Here is a 23,939-nt window from a genome sequence, read left to right on the forward strand (position 1 = left end):
GGCGGCTGGCCGCGGAACATGCGAGCGGACCTGTCGCGATCTCGGTCGGTTGCTGCGGCTGGGTGGTTTCGGGAGTTGGTGATCGCCGATCATTGGCGCTCGCTGGCTGAGCTTGTCGAAGCCGCTTCTGCGTCCGTGCGACATCCGGTGGCTGAGCCTGTTGAAGCCCTTGAGGAGGCCGCCTCGACAAAGCTCAATCAGCGCCAGTGCTGGCCTACTCTCCGGTTTCGCCGTCGATCGCCTCGCGCAGCAGGTCAGCGTGGCCGTTGTGTCGCGCGTACTCCTCGATCATGTGGACCAGCACCCAGCGCAGCGACACCGCGCCGCGTCCGCCCCAGGCGGGGTGCGTGCGGTCGAGAGCGTCGGCGTCCGCTGTGATCAGGCGTCCGACGAGACGATTGGACGCCGCCACGCGCGAAGCCCAGAAGGCGCGCAACTCGTCGCCGGACTTGGTGGGGGCGGCGTGCCACTCCCAGTCGGGATCGCTCGTCCAGTCGACGGACGCCCAGGGCTCGGGGGAGGGCTGCTCGGCGACGACGGTGGCGAACCAGTAGTCCTCGACGTAGGTGAGGTGGTGGAGCAGTCCCGCGAGGGTGATCGTGCTCGGCGGATGCGGGGTGCGGAGCTGGTCGTCGCCCAGCCCGCGCGTGCGCCACTCGAGCGTGGCGCGCTGGAAGTCCAGGAAGCCCAGGAGGGTGTCCAGTTCGCCGGCTGAGGTGGGGGGTTCCGGGCGGCCCTGGTCGTCGATGACAACATCCATGGGCTGAGGCTAGGCGCCAACCCGGTTTTGGTCACTCTCAGCGAGCCCGGAGGGTCGATTCGGCGTCCAGAAGAGGTTGAGGGTGACGAGGACCGTGTCGGGAGCGGCGCTTTGGGTCGAGCGGATCAGGGTCGCGCGACGGCGTCCGAACGGGAGAACTCAGCTGACGAGGGTGCGCAGGAAGGCGGCGTCCGTCTCGTAGCCGCGGACGTGGTCGAGCAACTCGGTGTTGCCGGTGCTCTTGGACTGGCCGCGGGTGAAGTCGGCGAGGTCGTCGAGGCGGGTGACGACCATCCGCAGGATGTCTTGCGTGGAGGCGTCCGAGCCATAAGTGTCGCGCAGGAGGCGGAGGCGTCCCATGAGGTTGTAGGACGCGGTCGGCGCGTCCGGGTTGTCGGGACCCATCAGGGGCACGAGCCGGTAGGCGAGGTAGGCGAGGTCCCAGAGGCGGGGGCCGGGGGAGGCGAAGTCCCAGTCGATGACGCCGACCAGCTGACGGTCGCGGAAGACGAAGTTGTAGGGCGCGAAGTCGTTGTGGCAGACCACCTCGGCGGGCTGGTGGCGGGCCGCGCGCCAGACATGCGCTGGGGCGTCGAAGCCGACGGTCGCGTCGTGCAACTGCCGTAGCCAGGTGGCGGCGGTGGTCAGGACGGCCTCGTCGTAGACCCAGTCCGGAAGCGGGTAGGTGGGCACCTTGCCCTTGAGGTAGGTGAGCGACTCGCGTCCATCGGCGTGCCAGCCCTGCGGCTCAGGGCACCAGTCGATGCCCTGGTCGCGCAGGTGCGTGAGGAGTTTCTGGACGGTCGCCGTCCACGGGCCCGACTCGCGCAGCACCTGCTCCCCCAGCCGCGCCACGGGCGTGGTGTTGCCGCCCTTCAGCTGCTTCTCGACCGGCTCGACCACGGACGCGACTCTACTTCACGCGATGCCGAGAAGGTTTCGGTGGAAGAGCGTCGTTCCGGTCAGTTCCGGATGGAACGCGATGCCGGTGATGTTTCCCTGTCGGACGCCGACCGTCGCCTCCCCACGGCGCGCGATGACCTGGACGCTGGGGCCGACGCGGTCGACCCGTGGGGCGCGGATGAAGGCGACCGTGGCGGGGCCGTCCGCGGTGTCGAGGTCGACCTCGGCCGAGTCGACCTGCGAGCCGAACGCGTTGCGACGGACGTCGATGTCGAGCAGTCCGAGCGATTGCTGGCCGGGGGCGGGGTCGAGGACGGTCTTGGCGAGCAGGACGAGTCCGGCGCAGGTGCCCAGCGTGGGGACGCCGGACGCGATCGTGGCGCGCAGGGGCTCGAAGAGGTCGAAGATGCGGAGCAGCCGGTCGATCGTGGACGACTCACCGCCCGGCAGGACCAGCGCGTCGACGCGGGGGCCGTCGGGTCCGACGAGGTCTTTCGCCGTCCGGACGTAGGTCACGCGGGCGCCCAGGCCGAACAGCAGCTCGGCGTGCTCCCGGACGCCGCCCTGCAACGCCAGGACGCCGACGGTGCGAGCCTTGGTGGCGGACTTGCTGTTCCCTGACAACAACAACTCCGCCACGAATCCCGTCGACGCGGTTTCGTGCGATGCACTGCGCGCTAAACCCGGGTGTTCGCGACCCGTTCCCGCAGTGGTCCGGTGCTCAATGCCCAAGGAGGCCGGATCCCAGATCTTGCCCTTGGCCGTGCGCGACTGGGGCCGCTCGTCGGGTCCGGGCGCGACGATCTCGCCGTCGATGGCCGCCGCACGATCGCCGCCACCTTGGGAGCTGGGCAGCCCTCCCCCCAGCCGTGGGCGTCGGCCTCCCGACGCTCGACTGGGTGCTGGGTGTCCCGGAGAACCGGGAGTCTGAGCACCCAGTCGTGGCGGGGCCGGGTTAGCGGCCGAGCGGGTGTGGCCTCCGGACGCTCGACTGGGTGCTGGCTGTTCCGGAGAACCGGGAGTCTGAGCACCCAGTCGCGGCGGGGCGGTGTGGCCGGTCCCCTCCGAGGTCGTTCCTAGCGCCAGCCCGGGCGCGGCCGTAGCCGTGCCGTCGGCGTCCAACTGGTGCATCACCAACCGCGCTCGGCGAGCCGGTGCGGGGCGGGGACGTCGGCGACGTTGATGCCGACCATGGCCTCGCCGAGTCCACGCGAGACCTCGGCGATGACGGCCGGGTCGTTGAACTGGGCCGTCGCCTTGACGATCGCGGCGGCGCGGGCGGCAGGATTGCCCGACTTGAAGATGCCCGAGCCCACGAAGACGCCGTCAGCGCCGAGCTGCATCATCATCGCGGCGTCGGCCGGGGTGGCGACGCCGCCCGCGACGAACAGCACGACGGGCAGCTCGCCGGTCTCGGCGACCTCGCGAACGAGTTCGTAGGGCGCCTGCAGGTTCTTGGCGGCGACGTACAGCTCCTCGGGATCGGAGAGGAACGTGGCCTGGAGGTTGGCGATCTCGCGGCGGATCGTCCGGATGTGCTTCGTCGCCTCGGACACGTCGCCGGTGCCGGCCTCGCCCTTGGAGCGGATCATCGCCGCGCCCTCGGTGATGCGCCGTAGCGCCTCGCCCAGGTTGGTCGCGCCGCACACGAAAGGCACCGTGAAGGCGTGCTTGTCGATGTGATTGACGAAGTCAGCAGGCGAAAGCACCTCGGACTCGTCGATGTAGTCGACCTTCAGGTACTCCAGCACCTGGGCCTCGACGAAGTGCCCGATGCGGGCCTTCGCCATCACCGGGATCGAGACGGCGTCGATGATGCCCGCGATCAGATCGGGGTCGCTCATCCGCGCCACGCCGCCTTGGGAGCGGATGTCGGCCGGCACGCGCTCGAGCGCCATGACGGCGACGGCGCCGGCGTCCTCGGCGATCTTGGCCTGGTCAGGGGTGACGACGTCCATGATGACGCCGCCCTTCAGCATGTCCGCGAGTCCGCGCTTGACGAGTCGGGTGCCGGTGGTGTTCGAAGTGGTCACGAGGGTCTAGTTTGGCGTGATACTGGTCCGGTTGCAGGTCCGGAAATGGACGGTTGGTGTTGGTCCAGTTTGGAACGGTGCCGAGTCCGGTCGAAAGCGAGGGAGAGGAGCCGAGGGAGGTCATGCGGACGCAACGCGAGGTCACCCTGCCGCTGGCTGTCCAGCGGGACGCCGACGCGCCGCTCCCCGACCAGCTGGTTTCCCAGCTCCGGACGCTACTCGCGCAAGGCGTCCTGCGACCCGGGGACGTCCTGCCGAGCACTCGCGCGCTGGCGTCCCATCTGGGCATCTCGAGGGGCAGCGTCGTGACGGCGTACGACCAGCTGCTCGCGGAGGGGTGGTTCGACGGCGCGGCGGGACGGTCGACGACGGTGAATCCGCGGCTGCACGAGGTGCATCCGGAGCCTTCCTCGCCAGCCCCGCCGGGGGTCGAGATGCCGGTGGCCCGGCCGCCGCTGATCGACTTGCGTCCGGGGCAGCCGATGCAGTCCGGGGTGGTGGGTCCGGCGTGGCGGGCGGCGTGGCGCCGCGCCGCGGACGCCCCCGTGGACGTCGGCCTGCCCGCGCTGGGTTGGCCGCCCCTGCGCGCCGCCATCGCCGACCACCTGCGCCGGATGCGTGCCGTGGTGCGCCCGCCCGACGAGGTCGCGATCACGGCCGGCGGACGCGAGGGGCTGGCATTGCTCCTGACCGCCACCCGCGCCCGCAGCGTCGGCGTCGAGGACCCGGGCTTTCCCTCCCTGCGGCGGGTGCTGACGGGCGCCGGCGTCGACGTGCGTCCGCTGCCGGTGGACGCCCACGGCCTCGTCACAGCGACGTTGCCACACGACCCCCCGGACCTGATCGTCGTCACCCCGAGCCACCAATACCCGCTCGGCGGCTCGCTCCCGATCGACCGGCGTCAGCAGTTGCTGGCATGGGCCTCGGCGAGGGGCGTCCTGGTCGTCGAGGACGACTACGACTCCGAGCTGCGCTACACCTCGGCACCGTTGCCCGCCCTCACGGCCCTGGACGCCGCCGGTCGCGTGGCCCTGCTGGGCACGTTCGCGAAGACGCTGACCCCGGCGCTGGCGACGGGCTATCTCGTCGTGCCGCCGCAGTTGGTGGACGCCGTCACACAGGCCCGGTCGCACGTCGGCCAGCCGGTGAACCTCGTCACGCAGCGGGCCGTGGCCGACTATCTGGCGTCCGGCGCCCTCGGGCGCCACACCCAGCGCATGCGCAACCTCTACCGCCGCCGACGCGCCCAGGTCGTGCGCGCGCTGCGCGACCTACCGGACGTGCGCGTCTACCCCATGGACGGCGGCCTGCACGCGGTCGTCGAGCACGATCGGCCGGAGGCGTCCGTGATCCAGGCCCTCGCCGAGCGCGGCGTGGCGGTCTCGGCGCTGAGCGACTACTGGGCCGGACGCGGCTCGCGTCGGGGACTCGTATTCGGCTTCGGCGGACCCTCCGACGCCGATCTGGCCGCTGGCCTCGCGACGATCCGGGACGTGTTGTCATCTGAGGACCCGGTGATCTAGGGGGTAAGCCGTTGGCTGAGCTCGTCGAAGCCCCTCGAGAGTGTGCGGCTTCGACAAGCTCAGCCAGCGATAGCAGGGCTTGAAAGGTGGGCCGCAACCCGATTCTGCGCACTCTCAGTGGGCTCGTGCGCATGAACCGCGCCGAACTGGGTCGTTGAGAGTGCGCAAATCCGGGTTGACCACCCTGAGCCCAGCGCGGACCAAGGCCGCCCGAGGCGTCCACCTACACTCGATGCATGCACAGCGGGGCCCTGATCGCGGGGCGCTACCGGCTCCTCGACCCCATCGGCTCCGGGTCGATGGGGCACGTGTGGCATGCCCAGGACGAGCGGCTGCACCGGGAGGTCGCGGTCAAGATCGTCGATCTCGCCCAGGCCAGCGAGACCGTCACGGCTGAGCGGTTCAACAGCGAGGTCGTCGCGATCGCCCGGCTCAACCATCCGAACGTGGTCACGACGTTCGATGCCGGCGTCGAGGACCACCTCGCCTACCTGGTGATGGAGCTTCTCCACGGCGAGTCCCTGGCCGAGCGGCTGCGTCGCGGACCACTGCCGATCCTCGCCGCCGCGCGCATCGGCGCCGAGGTCGGCCAGGCCCTGGAGGCCGGTCACGCCGTCGGCGTGGTCCATCGCGACATCAAGCCGGGCAACGTCTTCCTGGCCACGACGGGGGCCGTCAAGGTCCTCGACTTCGGCATCGCCGAGTCGTCCGGCGACGGCACGGATTCGCCCGCCGCCCTGGCCGTCGGCACCGCCGCCTACATGTCGCCCGAGCAGGCCATGGCCCGCCGGGCCGGGCCGGCGTCCGATGTCTACTCCCTCGGCTGCCTCGTCTACGCCATGCTCTGCGCCCGGCCGCCGTTCGTCGGCGTGACCGCGGTGGACGTCGCTCAGCAGCACGTGAACGTCGCGCCCGTGCCGCTTCGTCAGGCTAGGCCGGGGGTGCCCTCCGACCTGGACTCCCTTGTCAACGCCATGTTGGCCAAGGACGTCGAGGCTCGCCCCTCCGCTTCGGACGCCGCCGCGCGCCTTCGCGGGTTGGCGTCCCCGACCAGATCGGACGCCGACGCGACGGCCGTCCTGCCTGCGGCGGGAGCGGTTGCAGCGGTGGTGCTGCCCGCGGCGAGTGCGGCCGCGACGGCAGCGCTGCCGGTCGTCGCGTCCGCCGGTCCCGAGGCGACCGCGGTGCTCCTGACTCAGGACGCCGCCGCGGGAGCGACCGCGGTGCTCCCCCCGACCCCGCCCGTCCAGCCGCTAGTGACGTCACCCCTGCCGAGCTCGTCGCAGTTCCCGCCGGTGGCGCCCGCGATGGTCCGGGCGAACCAGTGGACGCCTCCGGCCGCGTCGGCGCGTCCGCAGTTCACGGCCCCGCCCCCCGGACGACCCACCGTCACGACGAACCGCACCCCGCCGGGCAGCCGGTGGTTCAAGCGCGGAGTGATCGGCGTGCTGGTCGCCATGCTGGCGGTGGTCCTGGTGGGCGCCGCCTGGCTCGGACTGCAGAAGGTGGCCTCGGTCGTCCCGACCCAACCGCCGGCGACGGCGTCCCCCTCGAAGAAGGCGACCCCGACGCCCACCCCGACGCCGAAGCCAACACCCACGCCGACGTCGAAACCGACGCTCGTCCTGCCGACCATGCCGACGATCCAGCTGCCGCCGATGCCGCCGATGCCTGATCCCGGACGCCTCGCGCTGCAGGGGGCGGTCGACACCGTCTCCGCCGCGCTGGACTCCTGGTCGCCCGAGACGGACGCCGAGCGCGCGGCGAAGCAGCAGTTGACGGACAGCTGGGCCACGGCGTCCGACCGGATTCTTGCCGGTGACAAGGCCAAACAGGCGTTGACGCAGTTCAGCAACCAGGCGAAGTCGCTGCGCAACTCCAAGGCGATCTCGACGGCCGACTACGCCACGTTGACCGTCGCCCTGCAGGCCGTCGGGCTGCTGCTGTAGGCGTTCACTTGGGCGTGTGAACGGACGCCGCCCGCGGCCCGTCGGAAAGTGTCGGTGGCCGCTGGCAGGATGATCGGCATGACCTTGGACGCCTCCAACCCCTTCGCGCGCCTCGCTGAGCGGCCGTTCCATCTGCCGGAGTACGCGGCCATCACCCCCGAGCATTTCCGGGAGGCGTTCGACGACGGCATGGCCTCGCAGTTGGCCGCGCTGGACGCCGTGGCGGCCGATTCGGCCCCGGCTACGGTGGCGGGCGTCCTGGAGGCGTGGGAGCGCGCCGGCGACCCGCTGACCAAGGCGATCGAGGTGTTCTACGGGGTGAAGTCGTCCGACACCACCGACGCGATCGACGCTCTCGAAGAGGAGTACGCGCCCAAGTGGGCTGCCCACAGCGACCGCATCTTCATGGACGCGGCGCTGTACGACCGGCTGACGTCCCTGGACGCCCGCGCCAAGGCCGGCGAGGTCGAGCTGGACGCCGAGGACGCCTGGCTGCTGGCCGATCTGTTGGCGGCGTTCGTCCGCAACGGCGTGGCGCTTCCGGAGGCTGAGCAGCGGACGCTGCGCGGCATCAACTCCCGCCTCGCCGAGCTTGAGACCGCGTTCGACAAGGTCAACCTCGCCGCGCGCAACGGGGGCGCGATCGTGGTGACCGACGTCACCGAGCTCGACGGGCTCAACGACGAAGAGCTGGGCTCGCTGCGCCAAGAGGACGGCACCTACAAGATCGACCAGGTCAACACGTCGCAGCATCCGCTGCTGGAGAAGCTGTCGAACCGCGACCTGCGGCGCCGGATTCACGAGGCGTCCGTCACGCGCGGGCTCGGTCGCGAGGGGGGTCCGGATGCGCGGGCGATCATCGTCGAGGCGGCCCGGCTGCGCGCCCAGAAGGCGACCCTCCTCGGCTACCCGAACACCACGGCCATCGTCACCGAGCGCGCCTGCGCGAAGACGCCCGAGGCCGTCGCAGAGATGCTCGGACGCCTCGGCCCCGCCGCGCTGGCGCAGGCCAAGAAGGACGCCGACGTCCTGACCGCCCGGTTCGCCGAGCTCTACCCGGGCGAGACGTTCTCGCCGTGGGACTGGGCCTACGTGGCCGAGATCGTGCGGCGCGAGAAGTACGACCTCGATCTGGACGCCCTGGCCCCCTATCTGGCCGTCGACAAGGTGTTGGCCGCCGTCTACGGCGCCGCCGAGCGGCTGTATGGGGTGACGTTCGTGAGGCGTCCGGACCTGCGCGGTCACACCGCCGAGGCCGAGGTCTATGAGGTGAAGGACGCCGACGGCTCGACGGTCGGGCTGTTCCTCATGGACTTCTGGGCGCGTCCGACGAAGCAGGGCGGGGCGTGGATGAGCAACGTCATCAACCAATCGACGCTCCTGGGTGAGCTGCCGGTCGTCACCAACGATTGCAACTATCCCAAGGGCACGACGACGATCTCGTGGGACGGCGTCATCACCATGTTCCACGAGTTCGGACACGCGCTGCACGGGCTGTTCGCGCACTCGAAGTACCCGTCGCACTCGGGGCCGAACACGCCGCGCGACTTCGTCGAGTTCCCCTCGCAGGTCAACGAGCACTGGGCCTGGCAGCCGGACGCGGTCATCCCGGCCGAGTGGGCCGCGAAGATGCAGGCGGCGTCCACGTTCAACCAGGGCTTCAACAACTACGAGATCTGGGCGGCGATGATGCTCGACCAGGCGTGGCACACGGCGACGGTGGACGAGCTGCCGACTCAAGCGTCCGAGGTGGAGGCGTTCGAGGCGTCCGCGTTGGAGAAGGCGGGAATGGCGTACGACCTGATCCCGCCCCGGTACCGGACGCAGTACTTCGCGCACATCTGGGGCGGCGGCTACTCGGCCGCGTACTACAGCTACGTGTGGGCCGAGGTCATGGATGCCGACGCGGTGGCCTGGTTCGACGCGAACGGCGGGGGGACGCGGGCGAACGGCGACCACTTCCGCCGGACGTTGCTCGCGCCCGGCGGGTCCGTGGACGTCATGTCGACGTGGCGGACTTTCATCGGACGCGACCCGGAGCTCGGTCCGCTGCTGAAACGCAAGGGCATCGCGTAGCGGGTGGGCTGACGCCTACGGGAGTTTGCTCGGTTTCGGGAACTTTGCCCGGTTACGCCGTACGGCAAATCCGGGATTCTTCGACGAAACCGAGCGAACTCGTCTCAGGGGCGATTCGTCCTCGGACGCGGTCGGCGATCCCGCCACTCGAACTCCGGCAGGACGATCGCCGAAAGCTTGTCGTAGCTGAGCGCCTCGGCCATGCCCCAACGCAGAACCGTGAACCCTGCCGCCTTGATCTTCCACTCGCGGCGCTTCTCAGCCATCACGGCCTGCTCGGGAGTCTCACCCTCTCGAAGGAGTGGCCCGTACTTGATCGCACCATCCGCCTCGCCAACGATGCCCTCCTGCTCCCACCCGAAGTCGCTGGTGGCCACCTTCATCCCGTTGAGTTTGACTGGGTACTGCACCACGGGCTCGGGGATTGGCAGGCGAGCGAGTTGCACCCGGCTGATTGATTCCAGCGGTGACTCGGCCAAGCTGTTGGCGAAACGAACCACGTGCCGCGCGCGGGCTATGCCCTTTCTACGCGCCGCCTCCCGGACAGCTCGGTCGAGCTCGCACTGAGTCACCAGCCCGTTGTGCAGCGCGGAATCGGCGGCCGCAACCGCCCACTCCAGGCGCGCGGTGCGTCCGATGTCTATGACTGTCCGCGCAACGTTGGTGATGAGCAAGCCCTCATGGACGCCAATGTCGTGGCTTGCCAGCGGCGTATTCGACTCATAGACGTCGGGGTCATGGTGGCCATGGCCGAGGCTTTGGCTGGTGATGTGGACGCGCGCCAGGGCGTCCGAATCGACGGGCAGACCCCAGGCGATGGCGGCCGTCTCATGACTCAACACGGCGTCGAGTCGCTGCTGACACAGGGCACGCGCCTTCTGCAGGTGCGCGATGCGGTGGTCGTCGGGTCGCTCTTCGGTCCAAGCTCCCCGGCGCAACTGGAGCAGAGTTCCCCGCCGCGCGTCCTTGGCCAGTTGCGCCTTCGTGATGCCAATCGCTAGGAGTTCGCGGCTGAGCCGTACCAGTTGCTTCTCCACGGAGGTAGCCAACCCCAAGACCCCGGGCGGAGAGAATGGGGAGAACTCCCCATGCGCATCGGAGGGGCGTTTGCTCGGTTTCGTCAAAGAATCCCGGCTTTGCCGCACGGCAAAGCCGAGCAAACTTCCTAAAACCGAGCAGACTCGATGGACGGGGTTATCAGATGGCTGTGGACAAGTCAGCCGCGGATGTCAGTCCAAGGCCTCGTACTGCTGCCGCTTGGCGTCCACCCGGGCGTCGAACTTGGCCCGGTCGATGATGGCCCGGCAGTGGGTGCCAGCGCCGATGGGCCCGGCGTCGTCGGACAGCTCGACGTCGAAGAACACCTTCCGTCCCTCGACGGCCGTCACGGTCGCGACCGCCGTCACCGTGAGCCCGACCGGGGTCGCCGCGGTGTGATCGAAGCAGACGTCGACGCCGACCGAGCCCTCGCCCTCGTCCAGGAAGCCGGCCAGGACCCCCATCGCCGCGCATTCGGCGAACCCCACCAGGTATGCCGTCGCGAACACGCGCGGCATGTCGTCGAAGCCGGGGAACTCCGACGAGACGCCCGGCACCGTCAGTGAGTCGTCCACGACCACCGAGACCGCGTGCCGCGCTCCGATCGCCAAACCTGCCTTCATCGCACCCACCTTCCTGGATTCCCGCGCGACGGCGTCCGCCGGTCAGCGCCCCTCATCGCACGTCCCGCCACACCATCGCCCAGGCTCAACGCGCAACCGGCTTGCGGACGGCCAGCTGCGCCGGGCTCAACTGGGACCCGTCAACGTCGAGCACCGAGCCGGACAGCACCATCAGCGAGGTGAGCGCCGTGACGGACCAGCGTCCGCCGTCGAACGCCACCCGCGGCTCGACGACCGAGCCGCCGAGCCGCTCCCACGTCTCCCGGGTCTGCAGTGCATTGAACGCCCAGCCGAGCTCCTCGAACTTCACCTCGGGCCGCAGTTTCAGGCCGTAGCGGGACAGCGACTCCGCATACAGCGGCGCCCACATCGTCTGGATCTGCTCGTGATACGCCTCGGACGCCTCGCGCACCGGCGGGTAGTCCGGCCAGAGGGCCTGCAGCGCCTCTGCCATCCGCAGCACCTTGGGGTCGCCGTCCAACCGGAAGACGGCGTCCGAGAACAGCCTCACGAACTCGCCCAACGGACGCGAGGACCAGTCGTCGAACTGGCTCCGCACGTAGTCGATCGCCCTGGTGAACCGCGACGGACGCATCACGTAGTGGATGACGTCGGTGTACCAGTCAGTGGCGAGCGGCCACCGGCGCAGCATCTGGTGCTGGCTCATGTTGAGCACCGACTCGATGAACGGCTGGTGACCGAGCGCGCCGGAGAGGGTCCGCGGCACGCTGCCGCCGCCGGAACCGGGCGCGGCGTCCTCGATGAGCCGCTCGGCGAGGTACTCGGCCGCCTGGCTCAGGATGTACTGGGTGACCGGATTGTTCGGTCCGTTCGCGCCCGAGCGGGCGGAAATGCAGGTGAGGACGTCGCTCAGGTCCTCGATGATCAGGGTGCTGCGGAGTCGTGTGTCGGACGCCCCGCGGTCCTGGATCCAGACTTCGGCCGGTTGGCCGGGGGTCCCTTCGGTGATCCGCGCCATGGCGGCAGTCTGCCGTACCGGACCTCCGCCTGGAAACGGTGTTGTTGGAGGCGGGACGAGGCGTCCGGGCGTTGGGCGTCCGGCCTCTATCTGACGCCCTGGCAGCGGGGGCAGAAGTAGATCGTCCGCTCGCGGGTGGGCGGCCCGGTGAACCGCATCGCGATGAGGGTGCCGCAGCGGCGGCAGCGCTGGTTGCGGCGCCCGTGGACGTACGTCGTCTGCCCCAGCCGCTGGCTGCCCGTCGAGGACGCCGCCGCCGACGCGCAGCTGGCCCGCATGAGCTGCTGCGTCCGGTTGAGCAGGGTCGCGATCGCCGGCGGCGCGACGCTGGACGCCGACGCGAACGGATCCAGGCCGGTGACGAACAGCCCCTCGGACGCCCACATCGTGCCGATGCCCGCGAGGTTGGTCTGGTCCAGCAGCGCGGCCGCCAGCGTGGCGTCCGCAACGTGGACGTTGGCGGCCGCGCGGTCGGCGTCCCAGTCAGGCCCGAGGATGTCGGGCCCGAGGTGCCCGACCAAGCTGGACTCATCGGCGGTGCGCACGACGTCGAGCATCCCGAGGCTCCAGCCGAGCGCGGTGTAAGCGCCCGTGCCGAGGACCGCGCGCAGTTTGGGGGACGCCGCGGGCGCACGTTCGGCTGCCGGCTGGATGCGCCACGAGCCCTCCATGCGGAGGTGGGAGTGGATCGTCCAGCCGGACTCGAGGCGATGAAGAAGGTGCTTGCCGCGCGGCACCACCTCGCGCGTCGGCGTCCCTGACAAGACGTAAGTCGACAGGCCCGGCCAGCGGAGGTCGCAGCGTGCCAGCTCGCGCCCGGAGAAGACCTGGTTCAGGCGGTGGGCGGTGCGCCAGACGGTGTCTCCCTCGGGCATTGCCCCATGATGGCACCCGACCTCAACCCTCACGCGACCGGGACCAGCGGTCGCGGCTGTGCGCGCCCGCGCCCGAATTGAGTACCGACTGAGTGTTGACCCTTGTCAGCGCGGATCGGTTAGCTGCGTCCGACCCACAAGGAGGACGCATGGTTCGGCTGGTAGGAATCGGGATCTCGGCGCTGGTCCTGTTGTCGGCGTGTTCCTCCGGGGGCGCGGCTACTCAAGCCCCCGCGCCTGCGGCGCCTGCGGCGTCAACCACGACGACAGCGGCGTCCTCGACGACGTCGTCAACGACCAGTTCCAGCGCGCCGGCCCCGGCCACCTCATCGAGCAGGGCCACCGTGGCCGTGGCCGCGCACGGCCAGTCGTCGCGCGAGTGCCAGGCGGCGTCCGAGTCGCTGATGCACCTCACCTCGGTCGGGTTGAAGGCGAACAGCGGCAAGGTCACCCAAGCCGACGCCGACAAGCCCTTCATGGACAGCCTCATGGCCAGGATCCCGGCGGACGCCAAGCCCTTCTTCGACGCCGCGAAGTCCGTCAGCGCGAAGCTCGTGGGCTTGGATGCCGCCGCCGCGAATCAGTTCCTCGGCGACTTCTCCACCGCTCTCGCGAACGTGACGGCGGCCACCGAGCAGATCTGCCGCTGACCGAACTTCCCCAGTTCTCGGCTGGATTTGGCGGTCGCCACGCGGAGTAACCTGACGGCCGTGCCGACGACCGAGCAGCACTCCTATCGCGCGCTGTTTGGGGTCCGCGGGGTGCCGGGTCTCGTCGGCTCGATGACGCTCGCGCGCACCGGCCAGGCGATGAGCAGCATGGTGCTGACTCTGCTCGCGTTGAAGGTCTACGACTCCGCGACGCTAGCTGGCGCGGTCGCGTTCGCGTCGCTCGTTCCGGGGCTCGTGGTCAGCCCGCTCGCCGGGGCTTTGCTCGACCGCCACGGACGCGTCCGGCTGGTCGCCCTCGACTACCTGGTGGCCGCCGCGGCTCTCGGGCTCATCGCCGCGCTGGCCGCCTCGCGCGCCCTGCCCGGCTGGCTGCTGGTGGTGATCGCTGCGGTCGCGTCGCTGACGGGTCCGCTGTCGAACTCGGGCCTGCGCAGCCTGTTCCCCCGCGTCGTGCCCGAGCCCCTCTGGGAGCGCGCCAACGCGGCTGACTCGTCCGGATGGGTCCTGGCGTCGCTCGTCGGCCCGCCGCTCGCCGGTTTCGCGGTCCAGTTTCTGGGGGCGCCGGCGGCGTTGGCCCTGGTCGCAGCGGTGTTCGTGACGGCCGCGGTGACGGTGCGAGGCGTCACGGACCCGGCGTCCGAGCACGACACGTCCGGACGCCTCTGGCGCGACGCCGTGGACGGGCTCGTCTACTTTTGGCGCAACCGGACGCTGCGGGGGCTCGGGGTGTCGATCATGCTGGCGAACGTGACGTGGGGGACGCTGGCGATCGCGGTGCCGTTCATCACGCTCGGACGCCTCGGCGGCGACGCCGCGACCGTCGGGTGGCTGTTCGCGGCCGAGGGCGTGGGCGGCATGGTCGCGTCGGTGTTGTTCGGACGCCTCAACTCGGCCGGACGCGAGCGCTGCTGGCTCGCGTGGTCGCTGGTGGGGACGGCGGCGGTGTTGGTGCCGCTCACCCTGCCCGGCGTCGGCCTCGTGGGGGTCGCGGTGTGTCTGACGCTGGTGGGGCTGCTCAACGGGCCGCTGGACATCGCCATGTTCACCATCCGTCAGCGCCGGACCGCCCCTGAATGGATGGGCCGCGCCTTCGCCGTCTCGATGTCGGTGAACTGGCTCGGCGCGCCCATCGGCTCGGCCCTGACCGGAGCCCTCGCGCCGCACGGCGTCGAGGTCCCGATCGTGATCGCCATCCTGTGCGGACTCGCCGCCGCGGCGTCCGCCTGGTGGCTCATCCCGGCGGACACCGACGCCCGAGTCGGCGCCTAACGGCGTCCGCCTGGTCAGGCGGGAAGTTGGGATGGTGTCATCGATCGCTTCTTCCGGCGGGCGTGTGTGACGAGTTTGTCGGCGTAGAAGGTCGGCACGGCGAAGGCGGCGATGACGCCCGTGTGCAGCAGCAGCGACGTGGCATCCGAGCCGGAGGCGCCACCGCGTGCGCCTTCCATGCCGCGTGCGCCTTCCATGCCGCGTCCCCCACCGGGTCCGCGACCCATGCCTCCGCCGGGCTGGCCGGCGGGCGGGGCCGCCCCCTCGACGTGACCGGCGCGCATGCCGCCTTCGCCACCTTGGAACGCGACCGCCTTGGGCAGCGCACCGGTGATGACCGTCGCGTATCCGCCGCCGGCGAAGACCAGCGCCGCGATGGCGGCGAGGGTCCAGCGCAGCGCGCCGGTGGCCCGCGGTCGCTTCGTGAGCCGACGCAGCGTGGACATGAGCCACTCCCAGTGCATGCCGAGGTGGACGCCGATGATGATCAACGTCAGGTAGCTGATCGGGACGTGGGTCGCGCGCCACAGCGGCGCCGACGACGCCAGTTGCGGGGTCGCGACCCGGGAGATGAGCACGCCGGAGACGATCGTCCAGCCCATGCTCAACAGCACCAGAATGTCGAGCACGTACGGGAACCGAGCCCTCGGACGCGTCGCCCCGAACAGACGCTTGGTGACGGCGACGACCCACTCCCAGCTGACCGCGACGTGGACGACGAATCCGACCAGGATCAGGATGCCCGCCCACTCGTGGAACGCGAGTCCGAGGGCGCCGTGGGTCGTGTAGAGCAGCCCCAGCGTGATCGTGATGATCACGTCGATGGCGATCTTGATCTGGTTGAGCTTCATCGGTCTCCCTGGTCGAGTCGCCCGAAAAGTAGCGAGCGCGCCTGTGAGTTTGTTGTGAGGACGCCGTGCTGCGGGTTTGTGTGCGCCGACCGAGCTCCCTGTGCAGGCGACAACCCGGTTTTGCGCACTCTCAGGGCCGGCCGAGCGGGTCCCTGGTCGGGGCGAGTCGGGATCAGCGAGTAACGCGCCAGGCGACCGTGACGTAAGGGACCTCGATCACGTCACGCCCGGCCAGGTCGGGATGGGTCGCGAGCAGGTCGTCGACCGACGCCAGGACAGCTGCGCGGTCGGCGTCCGATGCTGTGATCGTTGCGCTGCGCGAGGCGACCATGGCCACGATGTCGTCCCCGGTCATGGGCCGCTGCCAGCGCCACAGGCGCGACTCGGCGCGGGTGAACGGAGGGCCGTACGGCGGCGGCTCGGGCGAGTTGGCCATGATCTCGCCGACCGCGTCGCCGGTGAGCTCGGCGAGCTTACGGACCCACCCGACGGACTGGTCCTTGGTGTTCCAGACCAGCCCCAGGACGCCGTCGGCGGCGAGCACGCGTCCGGCTTCCAGTGAGCCGGCCAGAGGGTCGACCCAGTGCCAGGCCTGCCCGAAGGTGACGGCCTCGCAACTGGCGTCCGGCAAGGGGATTCGCTCACCTGAACCGTCCAGCACCTCAACGCCCGGCACCGCGGGCGCGAACTGCGCCCGCATGCCAGCGTCCGGCTCGACCGCGGTGACCTCCCGACCCAGGCGGGCGATGACGCGGGTCAGCTTGCCGGTGCCCGCCCCCACATCGACGACCCGCCGGGCGTCGCCGAGCAGCCACGCGATGGCTTCGTCGGGATACTCCGGCCGCCCGCGCTCATACGTGGACGCCTCCGCGCCGAAGGAGTCAGCGAGCGCCCGGTTCTGCCACGACTCGGTCATGAGGCAAATCTAGGACTGCGGGTCAGCGAGACGCGCGAATCAGATCCGCCGCGATCCGGAGATCGCGGTAGTCCGTTACCGCGAGACGAGCGGCTCGAATCAGCTCCGGCAGTTGACCGTCGGCGACCAGGAAGGGGTCGTCGATGACGTCCTGGGGTGGTGATGTGTCCCAGAAGCAGTCGTGCCACGCGAGCTCGGTCAGCTCGAGCAGGTCGAGCACGGCATCAGCGTCTGAACCGAACTCTTCCTCGGCCCTAGACCTGCGCTGAGCGCCGTCGATCGGCTCGTCTCACCTCCATTACTCCCCCTTCACTCGACGCGTTCAACCAGCCCAAATCCCACGATGATGCGCCTAGCGTCGCAGCCGGATGCCTTTCGGCGTCAGCCGGAAACCGGCGTCCAGCAGAGCCGGGACTAGCGGCTGGTCGCCGCCCAACGCCGCCTTGCCGTCGATCTTCTCCACCGTGATGGACGCCAGCCGTCCGGTCTGGATCAGCAGCGCCAGCTCGCGGGCCGCGGACGCCAGTACTGCGGGGTCGTCCGTCCAGGTCAGCGCCGTGTGGCCGCCGCGCTCGAGGTAGACCACTGGCTCGCCGTCGGCCAACACGACCATCGCCCCGGCCTTGCGCGCAGGCTTGTGGGGCGAGTCCGCCACCGTCGCCGACCACGCCAGGGCGGCGCCGTACGGGTTGGCCGGATCCGCCGCGGCCAGCACCAACGGCGCCTGCGGCTTGGCGCCGCGCAGCCGATCGATCGCGCCGACCGTCGCGAACTGCGCAGCGCCTAGCCCCTCGACGAAGTAGCCGCGCCGGACGCGTCCGGCATCTTCGGCCGCGCTCAGCACCCTGTAGACGCCCGCGAACCCGCCCTCGATCTCTTCTGCCTGGACGGAACCCCTTGTCAGCACGCCATAGCGGTCTAGCAGGAGCTCGGAGGTCAGCAGAAGCCGCTCGGTGTTCGTGAGCCCGGACGCCGGCAGCGGCCCGCTCGGTCCCTGCGCTTGTCGAAGGGGAGCCGAGGGAAGGGCCGACCAGCGACCGCCCGCGTCCGGTGGGGCCGACCGGCGCGGAACAGACGTCCGGACGCGCCCGTACCGGCCCCGCGGAGCCGCGCGCGGCGTCCGATGCGTCGTCGTGCCGGCACCCAGCCGCGCCCGCAGCGGAGCGACCGTGTCGTTGGTCACCAGCCCCTTCCAGACCAGCTCCCACAGGGCCTCCGACACCGACGCCTCGGACGCCGGCGGCGCGGCCGCCGCAAGCGCCCCGAAGAAGTAAGCGCCCCCGTCGGCGAGTGCGGCGTGGAGCGCGACCTGCAACTCGCCCTCGGGCAGGGCATCGGACGCCGCCAGGTCGGCCAACTCAGCGGGATACAGGGACACCCAGCCGTCGCGTCCGGCCAGCGAACCGTGCCCACGCCAGACGACCTCGCCAGCCGCGCAGAGCTCGTCGAGCAGGGCCGGCGCATAGTCCCGGACGCGCGCCGGCAGGATCAGCGACTCCACCGCGGACGCCGGCAGCACCACTCCGGCCAGCTGCTCGATCGCCCGCAGGACGCCCTCGGCGCCGCGCAGCTGCCCGCCGACCCCCTGCCAGGCGGGAAGGAATCGCCCGTAGTCAGCCTGAGGAACGGGCTCCACTTCGGCCCGCAGCGCGGCCACCGACCGGCGCCGGATCGTGCGCAGCACCCCCGGATCGCAGAACTCGCGCGTCGCGGCGTCCGGCCTGAACTCGCCCTCGACGACGCGCCCCTCGGCGATCAGCCGGCGAAGTCCGTCGGCCACGATCGCGCGCCCGAGCCCGAGCCAGGACGCCGCCTCGTCCAGCGTGAACGGGACATGCGTCCGGGCGTAGCGGGTCAGCAGTTCGCCCAGCGGGTCGACCGTCGGGGCCGCGAAGACGTCCGGTACCCCGCGTGGCAGGGGGACGCCGAGGGCGTCGCGCAGGCGCCCGGCGTCTTCGATGCCCGCCCAGACCTCGCGCGCGCCGACGCGCGCGCGGAAGATCCGTCCGGACGCCGAGAGTGCGGCGAGCCACCCTTCGACAGGCTCAGGGATCGGGGTTGTTGCAGATTCCGGGTTCGGTGTCCGGGCGAGGGCCTCTTCGACAGGCTCAGGGACCGGCGTTTCAGCAGCATCCCCCGCAGGGTGGTCAGTGGTCGGCGTCTCGTCGAGCGCCCCTACGACAGGCGTAGGGACCGGGACGTTGGCTGAGCTTGTCGAAGCCCCGATGGACCTGGCAACGATCTCTTCCGTCGTCAGCGGACCCAGCACCCGCAGCAGGTCCGTGACCTCGTCGGCGTCGCGGGCGCGCCGGTTCTCGGCGAGATGCTGAAGCTCGTCGTGAGTGCGCGCGATGGCCGCCGGATCGAGCAACTCGCGCAGGCTCAGCCCGGCGGACGTGCCGAGCAACTCGGCCAACAGGTCCGGGTCGAGCGACAGCGCCGCGGCCCGCTTCTCCGCCAGAGGCGCGTCGCCCTCGTACATGAACTGCGCGACGTACCCGAACAGCAGCGACGACGCGAACGGCGACGGAGTCGGGGTTGTGACCTCGACCACGCTCACCTCGCGCGTCCGGACGCGGCGCATCAGCTCGACCAGTCCGGGCAGGTCGAACACATCCTGCAGGCACTCCCGGACCGCCTCCAACACGATCGGGAACGCCGGGTACTGGGACGCCACGCTCAGCAGCTGCGCCGAACGCTGACGCTGCTGCCACAAGGCCTGACGCTTGTCCGGACGCCTCTTCGGCAGCAGGAGCGCCCGCCCCGCGCACTCCCGGAACCGGGACGCGAACAGCGCCGATCCGCCCACCTCGTCCGTGACGATCTGCGCGATCTCGTCGGGGTCGAGCAGGATCAGGTCGAGGAGGTCGGCCATCGGCTGTTCGTGGTGCCGTTTGGCTCCGCTGTCGCCGCCGCCGCCGTCCGCGGCAGCGAAGTCCGCCGCAGCCGTATCGCCCCAACCCGAGCCCCAGCCGTCGGCGTCCCACGGATCACTCCCGCCCAGATCGGGCAGCCGCAAGACGATGCCGTCGTCGGCGTGCATGGCCTGGACGTCGACGCCGTAGCGTTCCCGCATCCGCGCCGCGATCGCGAGCGCCCAGGGCGCATGCACGGGCGCTCCGAACGGCGAGTGGATGACGATGCGCCAGTCGCCCAGCTCGTCGGTGAACCGCTCGACGACGAGCTGGGTGTCGTGGGGGAGGCGTCCGGTCGCCTGCTGCTGCTCGCTCAAGTAGGCCAGCAGATTGTCGGACGCCCACGCGTCGAGTCCGGCGCCGCGGAGCCGCTCGGACGCCGCCGCGGCGTCCAGGGACGACACCTCGCGGACGAACGAGCCGACGGCCTGACCCAACTCCAGCGGACGCCCAAGCGTGTCGCCCTTCCAGAACGGCAGGCGTCCGGGCTCGCCGGGAGCCGGCGTGACCAGCACCTGGTCGGCAGTGATGTTCTCGATCCGCCAGGTCGACGTGCCCAGGGTGATCACGTCGCCGACGCGCGACTCGTAGACCATCTCCTCGTCCAGCTCGCCGACCCGCCTCCCCGGACCATCACCCGCGATGAACACCCCGAACAGCCCCCGGTCGGGGATCGTCCCGCCGGACGTGACCGCGATGCGCTGCGCGCCGCGGCGTCCGCTCAGGGTGCCGGTGACGCGGTCCCAGACGAGGCGCGGACGAAGCTCGGCGAAGTCCTCGGACGGGTAGCGGCCGGCCAGCATGTCGAGCACCGACTCGAGGACGCCCCTGGTCAGCCCCGCGAACGGCGCCGACCGGCGCACCAGGTCGAACAGCTCGTCGACGGACCAGTCGTCGAGCGCCACCATCGCGACGAGCTGCTGCGCGAGCACGTCGAGGGGGTTCGCGGGCACCCGGAGCTGCTCGATCGCGCCGGCCCGCATGCGCTCGACGATCACCGCGGACGCCACCAGGTCACCCCGGAACTTCGGGAAGAACACCCCGTGCGACACGGCTCCCACCTGGTGCCCGGCGCGTCCGACGCGCTGCAGCCCGGACGCCACGCTCGGCGGCGCCTCGACCTGCACCACCAGGTCGATCGCGCCCATGTCGATGCCCAGCTCAAGCGACGAGGTGGCGACGACCGCGGGGAGGCGTCCGGCCTTGAGGTCTTCCTCGATGCCCTTGCGCTGCTCGTGCGACACCGAGCCGTGGTGAGCCCGCGCCAGCACCGGCGGTGCGCCACCAGAGGCCCCTGCCTGGCCCATCATGAGCGCCGGTGGACGGACGGCGGCGCCGTGCCCGCCCGTGACGCGGACGACTTCGTCGCCGGCGTCTTGACGCCCGGCCACGCCCTGCCCGCCGCCGCCGTCCGTCGAAGCCTCCTCGCGCCGCTCGGCCTCGATCTCGTTCAGCCGCCCGGTCAGCCGCTCGGCCAACCGGCGCGAGTTCGCGAACACCAGCGTCGAGCGGTGGGCTTCGACGAGGTCGACGATCTTCTCTTCGACGTGCGGCCAGATCGAGGTGCGTCGCGGATCGCCCGCGGCCGGACCCGACAGGTCGCCCGTGACCTCGCCCAGCGCGCCGAGGTCGGGCACAGGAACGACGACCTGAAGGTCCCACTGCTTGTCGGTCGGCGGATCGACGATCGTCACCGGACGCCCCCCGGCCAGGAACCGCGCCACCTCGTCCACCGGCCGGACCGTCGCCGACAGCCCGATCCGCTGCGCTGGCGCCGCCAACAAGGCGTCCAAGCGATCCAACGACACCGCCAGGTGCGCGCCCCGCTTGGTGCCCGCCACCGCGTGGATCTCGTCGACGATCACCGTCTGGACGCCTCGCAGCGCTTCCCGGACCGACGACGTCAGCATTAAGAACAGCGACTCCGGCGTCGTGATCAGGATGTCCGACGGGGTCTTCGCGAAGCGTCGCCGCTCGTCAGCCGGTGTATCCCCCGACCGCACCGCGACCCCGATGTCCGGACGCGTCAGCCCGAGCCGAGCCGCCGCATGCCCGACCCCGACCAGCGGCGAGCGCAGGTTGCGCTCGACGTCGACGGCCAGCGCCTTGAGCGGCGAGACGTACAGGACGCGGCAGCGCGCCAACGCGTCCTCAGGCACCGGCTCGGACGCCAGCCGGTCGATCGACCACAGGAACGCCGCCAGCGTCTTGCCCGAGCCCGTCGGCGCGACGACCAGCGTGTGAGCACCCGTCGAGATGGACGCCCACGCCCCGGCCTGCGCCGCCGTCGGGGCCTCGAACGACGTGGCAAACCACTCCCGCGTCGCGGGGGAGAAGCGGCTCAGCACGTCGGCGTCCATCGTGCGCCCCATGGTGCCAGCCGCCTCCGACAAAACCGCTATCCCAGTCCGGCCATCTCTCCGCTCAGGCCGCCCAACTCGCCTCAGGCCGGCGTGTCCGCCGTGGGCGCGTGCGTGACGACGAAGTCCGTCCACTCGAAGGTCGCGGGGAAGTCGACCGGCGGCTCGACGCCCCACGACATCGTCCCCTGCCGCTTGCCGCCGGGCACCCCAAACGAGCCAGGCGCCCACGTCACCGAGCCCTTCAGCAGGTCGGCGTCGCCGGTGATGTCCACCGACATCATCACCGCCTGCAGGTCGTACCGCTTCCCCGCGGCCAGGTCTTTGAGCACCAGCGACCCCAGCGGAGCCGCGAAGCCGGACGCCTCGAGCCACATCGCCGGACGCGTCACGTCCGCCCCGACCGCCTTCAGCCAGGCCACGATCGACCCGTCCGGGGATGCGCCTGGTTTCACGGTGCCCTCGAACGACCAGGCGTACGAGAACTGCCCGGCCTGGTGCGTCCCGCCGAGGGTGAACGACGCGGTCGCCGCGTCGTCGAGCACGAGTTGGACGACCATGGTCCGTGAGCTCGGACGCCGTCCCGGCAGGTCCCTGGACGCGTGGACGTCACCGCGCAACGTAATCGGCCCGGTCAGGACCGCGAACGGCCTCTTCTTTCCGGGCTGCCGACACGACAGGGTGAACGTCGAGGTCCACGATGTGAGGGGCGCCGCATTGGACGTTCGGCGTCCGATGTGGACCACGACGTCGCCGCAACTGCCCGCGCCCGACCGCGGCAGCGGGCCGCACTCGATCTCGTCATCGTCCCAGCGGCTCCAGCCGACGTCGATGCCGTCGACGGTGACGCGCCGCGCGCCCGTGTACGGACCCTTGCCGAACAGCCCCGTGATCGTGAGCAGCGACGTCGACTCGTCGACCGTCATCGTCGCGATGCTCGGACGCAGTGGCCCCAGACTGCCCGCTCCGGGCTCGAAGATCAGCCGGGTCAGGTACGACAGGTCGGGGGAGTGGAAGACCCCTAGCCCTTTGCTGAGCATGTCCGTTTCGACGTGCGGCCAGTCGAAGGCCCGCTGCTCGAACCCTGTTGCGTCCCGCTCCGAGGGCACGTGCAGCCACGTGCCCCCATATCCGGTGAGGTCGACGTCGACGGCGTCCCCACCGCCCGTCAGCCGGTCGAACAGGAACCATTGCGTGCCCCCCCCGAGCTGATCAGGCACCTTCCACGACCACCCGGCAACCACGTCCGCGCCCTTCGCATGCAGCGCCTTCCGCAGCGGAGCCGCGCCCGCCGCGCCCCCGTGGCACGACTCCAAGACCACCAGCGAGTTCGCAGGCATGGCCGGGAAGTGTTTGGCTACGAAAGCGTCCGTGATCGCGTAATGCGCGAAGTCGAGTGGATCACCGCGGAAGTACTTGATGATGTCGCCGTCGGCGATCTCCCGCGCCCACCGCCGCTCCAGGTCCAGGTTCACCTGGTCGGCCGTCCAGATCGCGAACTCGCGTCCGCGGTTGAACAGGCTCCAGGCCGGCGCGGAGTGCGCGTTGATCAGCAGGACGCCGCCCGACGGCAGCGTCCGGTACGTCTCCACGCCCGCCCCCACGAGCGTCGTCACCCGATACCCGGACGCCTCCAGCCGGTCCTGCAGGTGGCGCAGCCACGGCTCGTTTCCGCTCGACACCAGGACGCCGTCGTCCGAGTCCGGGACGCTGCACCTCTTCTTGGACGCCGACCCGCCGCCCCCGCCCCCGCCGCCGGTCGCGTTCCGGGTCGGAGCGCCGAGGGCCCCCCGTCCCGCGCCCGGCCGCGCGGCCCCCTGGGCCGCCAACGCCTGGGTCATCGCCTTCAGCCTCTTGAACCGCTCCTCGGGAGGCACGGACTCGTCGTGCGCCAACGCCTTGATCTGCTCGATCTTCGCCAGGACGCCCGGGTCCGGACCCGCCGTCGGCCTTGCCGAACCTGGTGCGTCCGGCAGGGGGGCCGACGCCGGCGGCGTCCGGTCGTCGTCGAAGACGACCCAGCCGTGGGGTCCACAGTCGGCTACGACCAGTGGTCCGCTCGCCCCGCAGGCGACGACGGTGGGAAGCGATTGCAGGTGGGGGACGAGGTCGGCGGTCGAGCCGAAGCGACGCCACGCGTCGCCCATCGCCTTGAGGTCGTCGAGGTGCACGGATTCGGGCATGGCTCCTCCTCGTTG

Annotated in this window: 19 protein-coding genes; 5 read left to right on the forward strand and 14 right to left on the reverse strand. The window is 70.8% G+C overall.

Annotated features, from left to right (window positions below):
• Nucleotides 1–214 precede the first annotated feature (214 nt).
• The 4 genes from FN821_RS05345 to pdxS form a co-directional block, all read right to left on the reverse strand.
• A complete protein-coding gene (locus FN821_RS05345) occupies nt 215–760 on the reverse strand; it encodes a DinB family protein (RefSeq protein ID WP_131171507.1) in 546 nt (181 codons plus the stop codon).
• Nucleotides 761–919: 159 nt separating this feature from the next.
• Nucleotides 920–1,663 carry a phosphotransferase gene (locus FN821_RS05350; protein WP_131171508.1) on the reverse strand — a complete coding sequence of 248 codons (744 nt, stop codon included), beginning with the start codon at nt 1,661–1,663 and terminating at the stop codon, nt 920–922.
• A 15-nt stretch (nt 1,664–1,678) separates the two neighbouring features.
• Nucleotides 1,679–2,302 (reverse strand): pyridoxal 5'-phosphate synthase glutaminase subunit PdxT, encoded by a 624-nt coding sequence (gene pdxT / locus FN821_RS14625; RefSeq protein ID WP_241660106.1) that lies wholly within the window; start codon nt 2,300–2,302, stop codon nt 1,679–1,681.
• A gap of 491 nt (nt 2,303–2,793) precedes the next feature.
• On the reverse strand, nt 2,794–3,696 hold the full coding sequence (gene pdxS, locus FN821_RS05360) for a pyridoxal 5'-phosphate synthase lyase subunit PdxS (RefSeq protein ID WP_131171510.1): 903 nt from the start codon (nt 3,694–3,696) through the stop codon (nt 2,794–2,796).
• A 122-nt stretch (nt 3,697–3,818) separates the two neighbouring features.
• On the opposite strand from pdxS, the gene pdxR reads away from it, so the two are divergent.
• From pdxR to FN821_RS05375, 3 genes are all read left to right on the forward strand, one after another.
• The gene (gene pdxR, locus FN821_RS05365; protein WP_131171511.1) at nt 3,819–5,219 is read left to right on the forward strand and encodes a MocR-like pyridoxine biosynthesis transcription factor PdxR; all 1,401 of its coding nucleotides are present in this window, start codon (nt 3,819–3,821) and stop codon (nt 5,217–5,219) included.
• 236 nt (nt 5,220–5,455) lie between these two features.
• Entirely contained in the window at nt 5,456–7,168 is a 1,713-nt protein-coding gene (locus FN821_RS05370) for a serine/threonine-protein kinase (protein ID WP_131171512.1), read from the forward strand.
• Between the two features lie 78 nt (nt 7,169–7,246).
• Nucleotides 7,247–9,244 carry a M3 family metallopeptidase gene (locus tag FN821_RS05375; protein ID WP_131171513.1) on the forward strand — a complete coding sequence of 666 codons (1,998 nt, stop codon included), beginning with the start codon at nt 7,247–7,249 and terminating at the stop codon, nt 9,242–9,244.
• A gap of 104 nt (nt 9,245–9,348) precedes the next feature.
• Here the strand turns inward: FN821_RS05375 and FN821_RS05380 are convergent, their stop codons facing one another.
• From FN821_RS05380 to FN821_RS05400, 5 genes are all read right to left on the reverse strand, one after another.
• On the reverse strand, nt 9,349–10,281 hold the full coding sequence (locus FN821_RS05380) for a hypothetical protein (protein ID WP_142640441.1): 933 nt from the start codon (nt 10,279–10,281) through the stop codon (nt 9,349–9,351).
• 192 nt (nt 10,282–10,473) lie between these two features.
• Nucleotides 10,474–10,905, reverse strand: a complete 432-nt coding sequence (locus tag FN821_RS05385; protein ID WP_131171515.1) for a thioesterase family protein — start codon at nt 10,903–10,905, stop codon at nt 10,474–10,476.
• 85 nt (nt 10,906–10,990) lie between these two features.
• The gene (locus FN821_RS05390) at nt 10,991–11,884 is read right to left on the reverse strand and encodes a hypothetical protein (RefSeq protein ID WP_131171516.1); all 894 of its coding nucleotides are present in this window, start codon (nt 11,882–11,884) and stop codon (nt 10,991–10,993) included.
• Nucleotides 11,885–11,970: 86 nt separating this feature from the next.
• Nucleotides 11,971–12,759, reverse strand: a complete 789-nt coding sequence (locus tag FN821_RS05395) for a DNA-formamidopyrimidine glycosylase family protein (protein ID WP_131171517.1) — start codon at nt 12,757–12,759, stop codon at nt 11,971–11,973.
• A 223-nt stretch (nt 12,760–12,982) separates the two neighbouring features.
• Nucleotides 12,983–13,249 (reverse strand): hypothetical protein, encoded by a 267-nt coding sequence (locus FN821_RS05400; protein WP_131171518.1) that lies wholly within the window; start codon nt 13,247–13,249, stop codon nt 12,983–12,985.
• Here FN821_RS05400 and FN821_RS14205 point away from each other — a divergent pair.
• Nucleotides 13,248–13,409 (forward strand): hypothetical protein, encoded by a 162-nt coding sequence (locus FN821_RS14205; RefSeq protein WP_165489253.1) that lies wholly within the window; start codon nt 13,248–13,250, stop codon nt 13,407–13,409. The two genes, FN821_RS05400 and FN821_RS14205, sit on opposite strands and share 2 nt — an antisense overlap.
• Before the next feature lie 60 nt (nt 13,410–13,469).
• Entirely contained in the window at nt 13,470–14,699 is a 1,230-nt protein-coding gene (locus FN821_RS05405) for an MFS transporter (RefSeq protein WP_131171519.1), read from the forward strand.
• A gap of 14 nt (nt 14,700–14,713) precedes the next feature.
• Here FN821_RS05405 and FN821_RS05410 read toward each other — a convergent pair whose 3' ends face one another.
• The 5 genes from FN821_RS05410 to FN821_RS05430 form a co-directional block, all read right to left on the reverse strand.
• Nucleotides 14,714–15,550, reverse strand: coding sequence for a DUF4405 domain-containing protein (locus tag FN821_RS05410; RefSeq protein WP_131171520.1), 837 nt, complete (start codon nt 15,548–15,550; stop codon nt 14,714–14,716).
• Between the two features lie 172 nt (nt 15,551–15,722).
• Nucleotides 15,723–16,466 (reverse strand): class I SAM-dependent methyltransferase, encoded by a 744-nt coding sequence (locus FN821_RS05415; protein WP_131171521.1) that lies wholly within the window; start codon nt 16,464–16,466, stop codon nt 15,723–15,725.
• Between the two features lie 22 nt (nt 16,467–16,488).
• Entirely contained in the window at nt 16,489–16,686 is a 198-nt protein-coding gene (locus tag FN821_RS05420; RefSeq protein ID WP_131171522.1) for a hypothetical protein, read from the reverse strand.
• Nucleotides 16,687–16,818: 132 nt separating this feature from the next.
• Nucleotides 16,819–21,753, reverse strand: a complete 4,935-nt coding sequence (locus FN821_RS05425) for an Lhr family ATP-dependent helicase (RefSeq protein WP_241660107.1) — start codon at nt 21,751–21,753, stop codon at nt 16,819–16,821.
• 71 nt (nt 21,754–21,824) lie between these two features.
• The gene (locus tag FN821_RS05430) at nt 21,825–23,924 is read right to left on the reverse strand and encodes a hypothetical protein (protein ID WP_131171523.1); all 2,100 of its coding nucleotides are present in this window, start codon (nt 23,922–23,924) and stop codon (nt 21,825–21,827) included.
• Nucleotides 23,925–23,939: the final 15 nt, after the last annotated feature.

It is taken from the genome of Propioniciclava tarda, from assembly GCF_900182665.1.
Taxonomy (GTDB): domain Bacteria; phylum Actinomycetota; class Actinomycetes; order Propionibacteriales; family Propionibacteriaceae; genus Propioniciclava; species Propioniciclava tarda.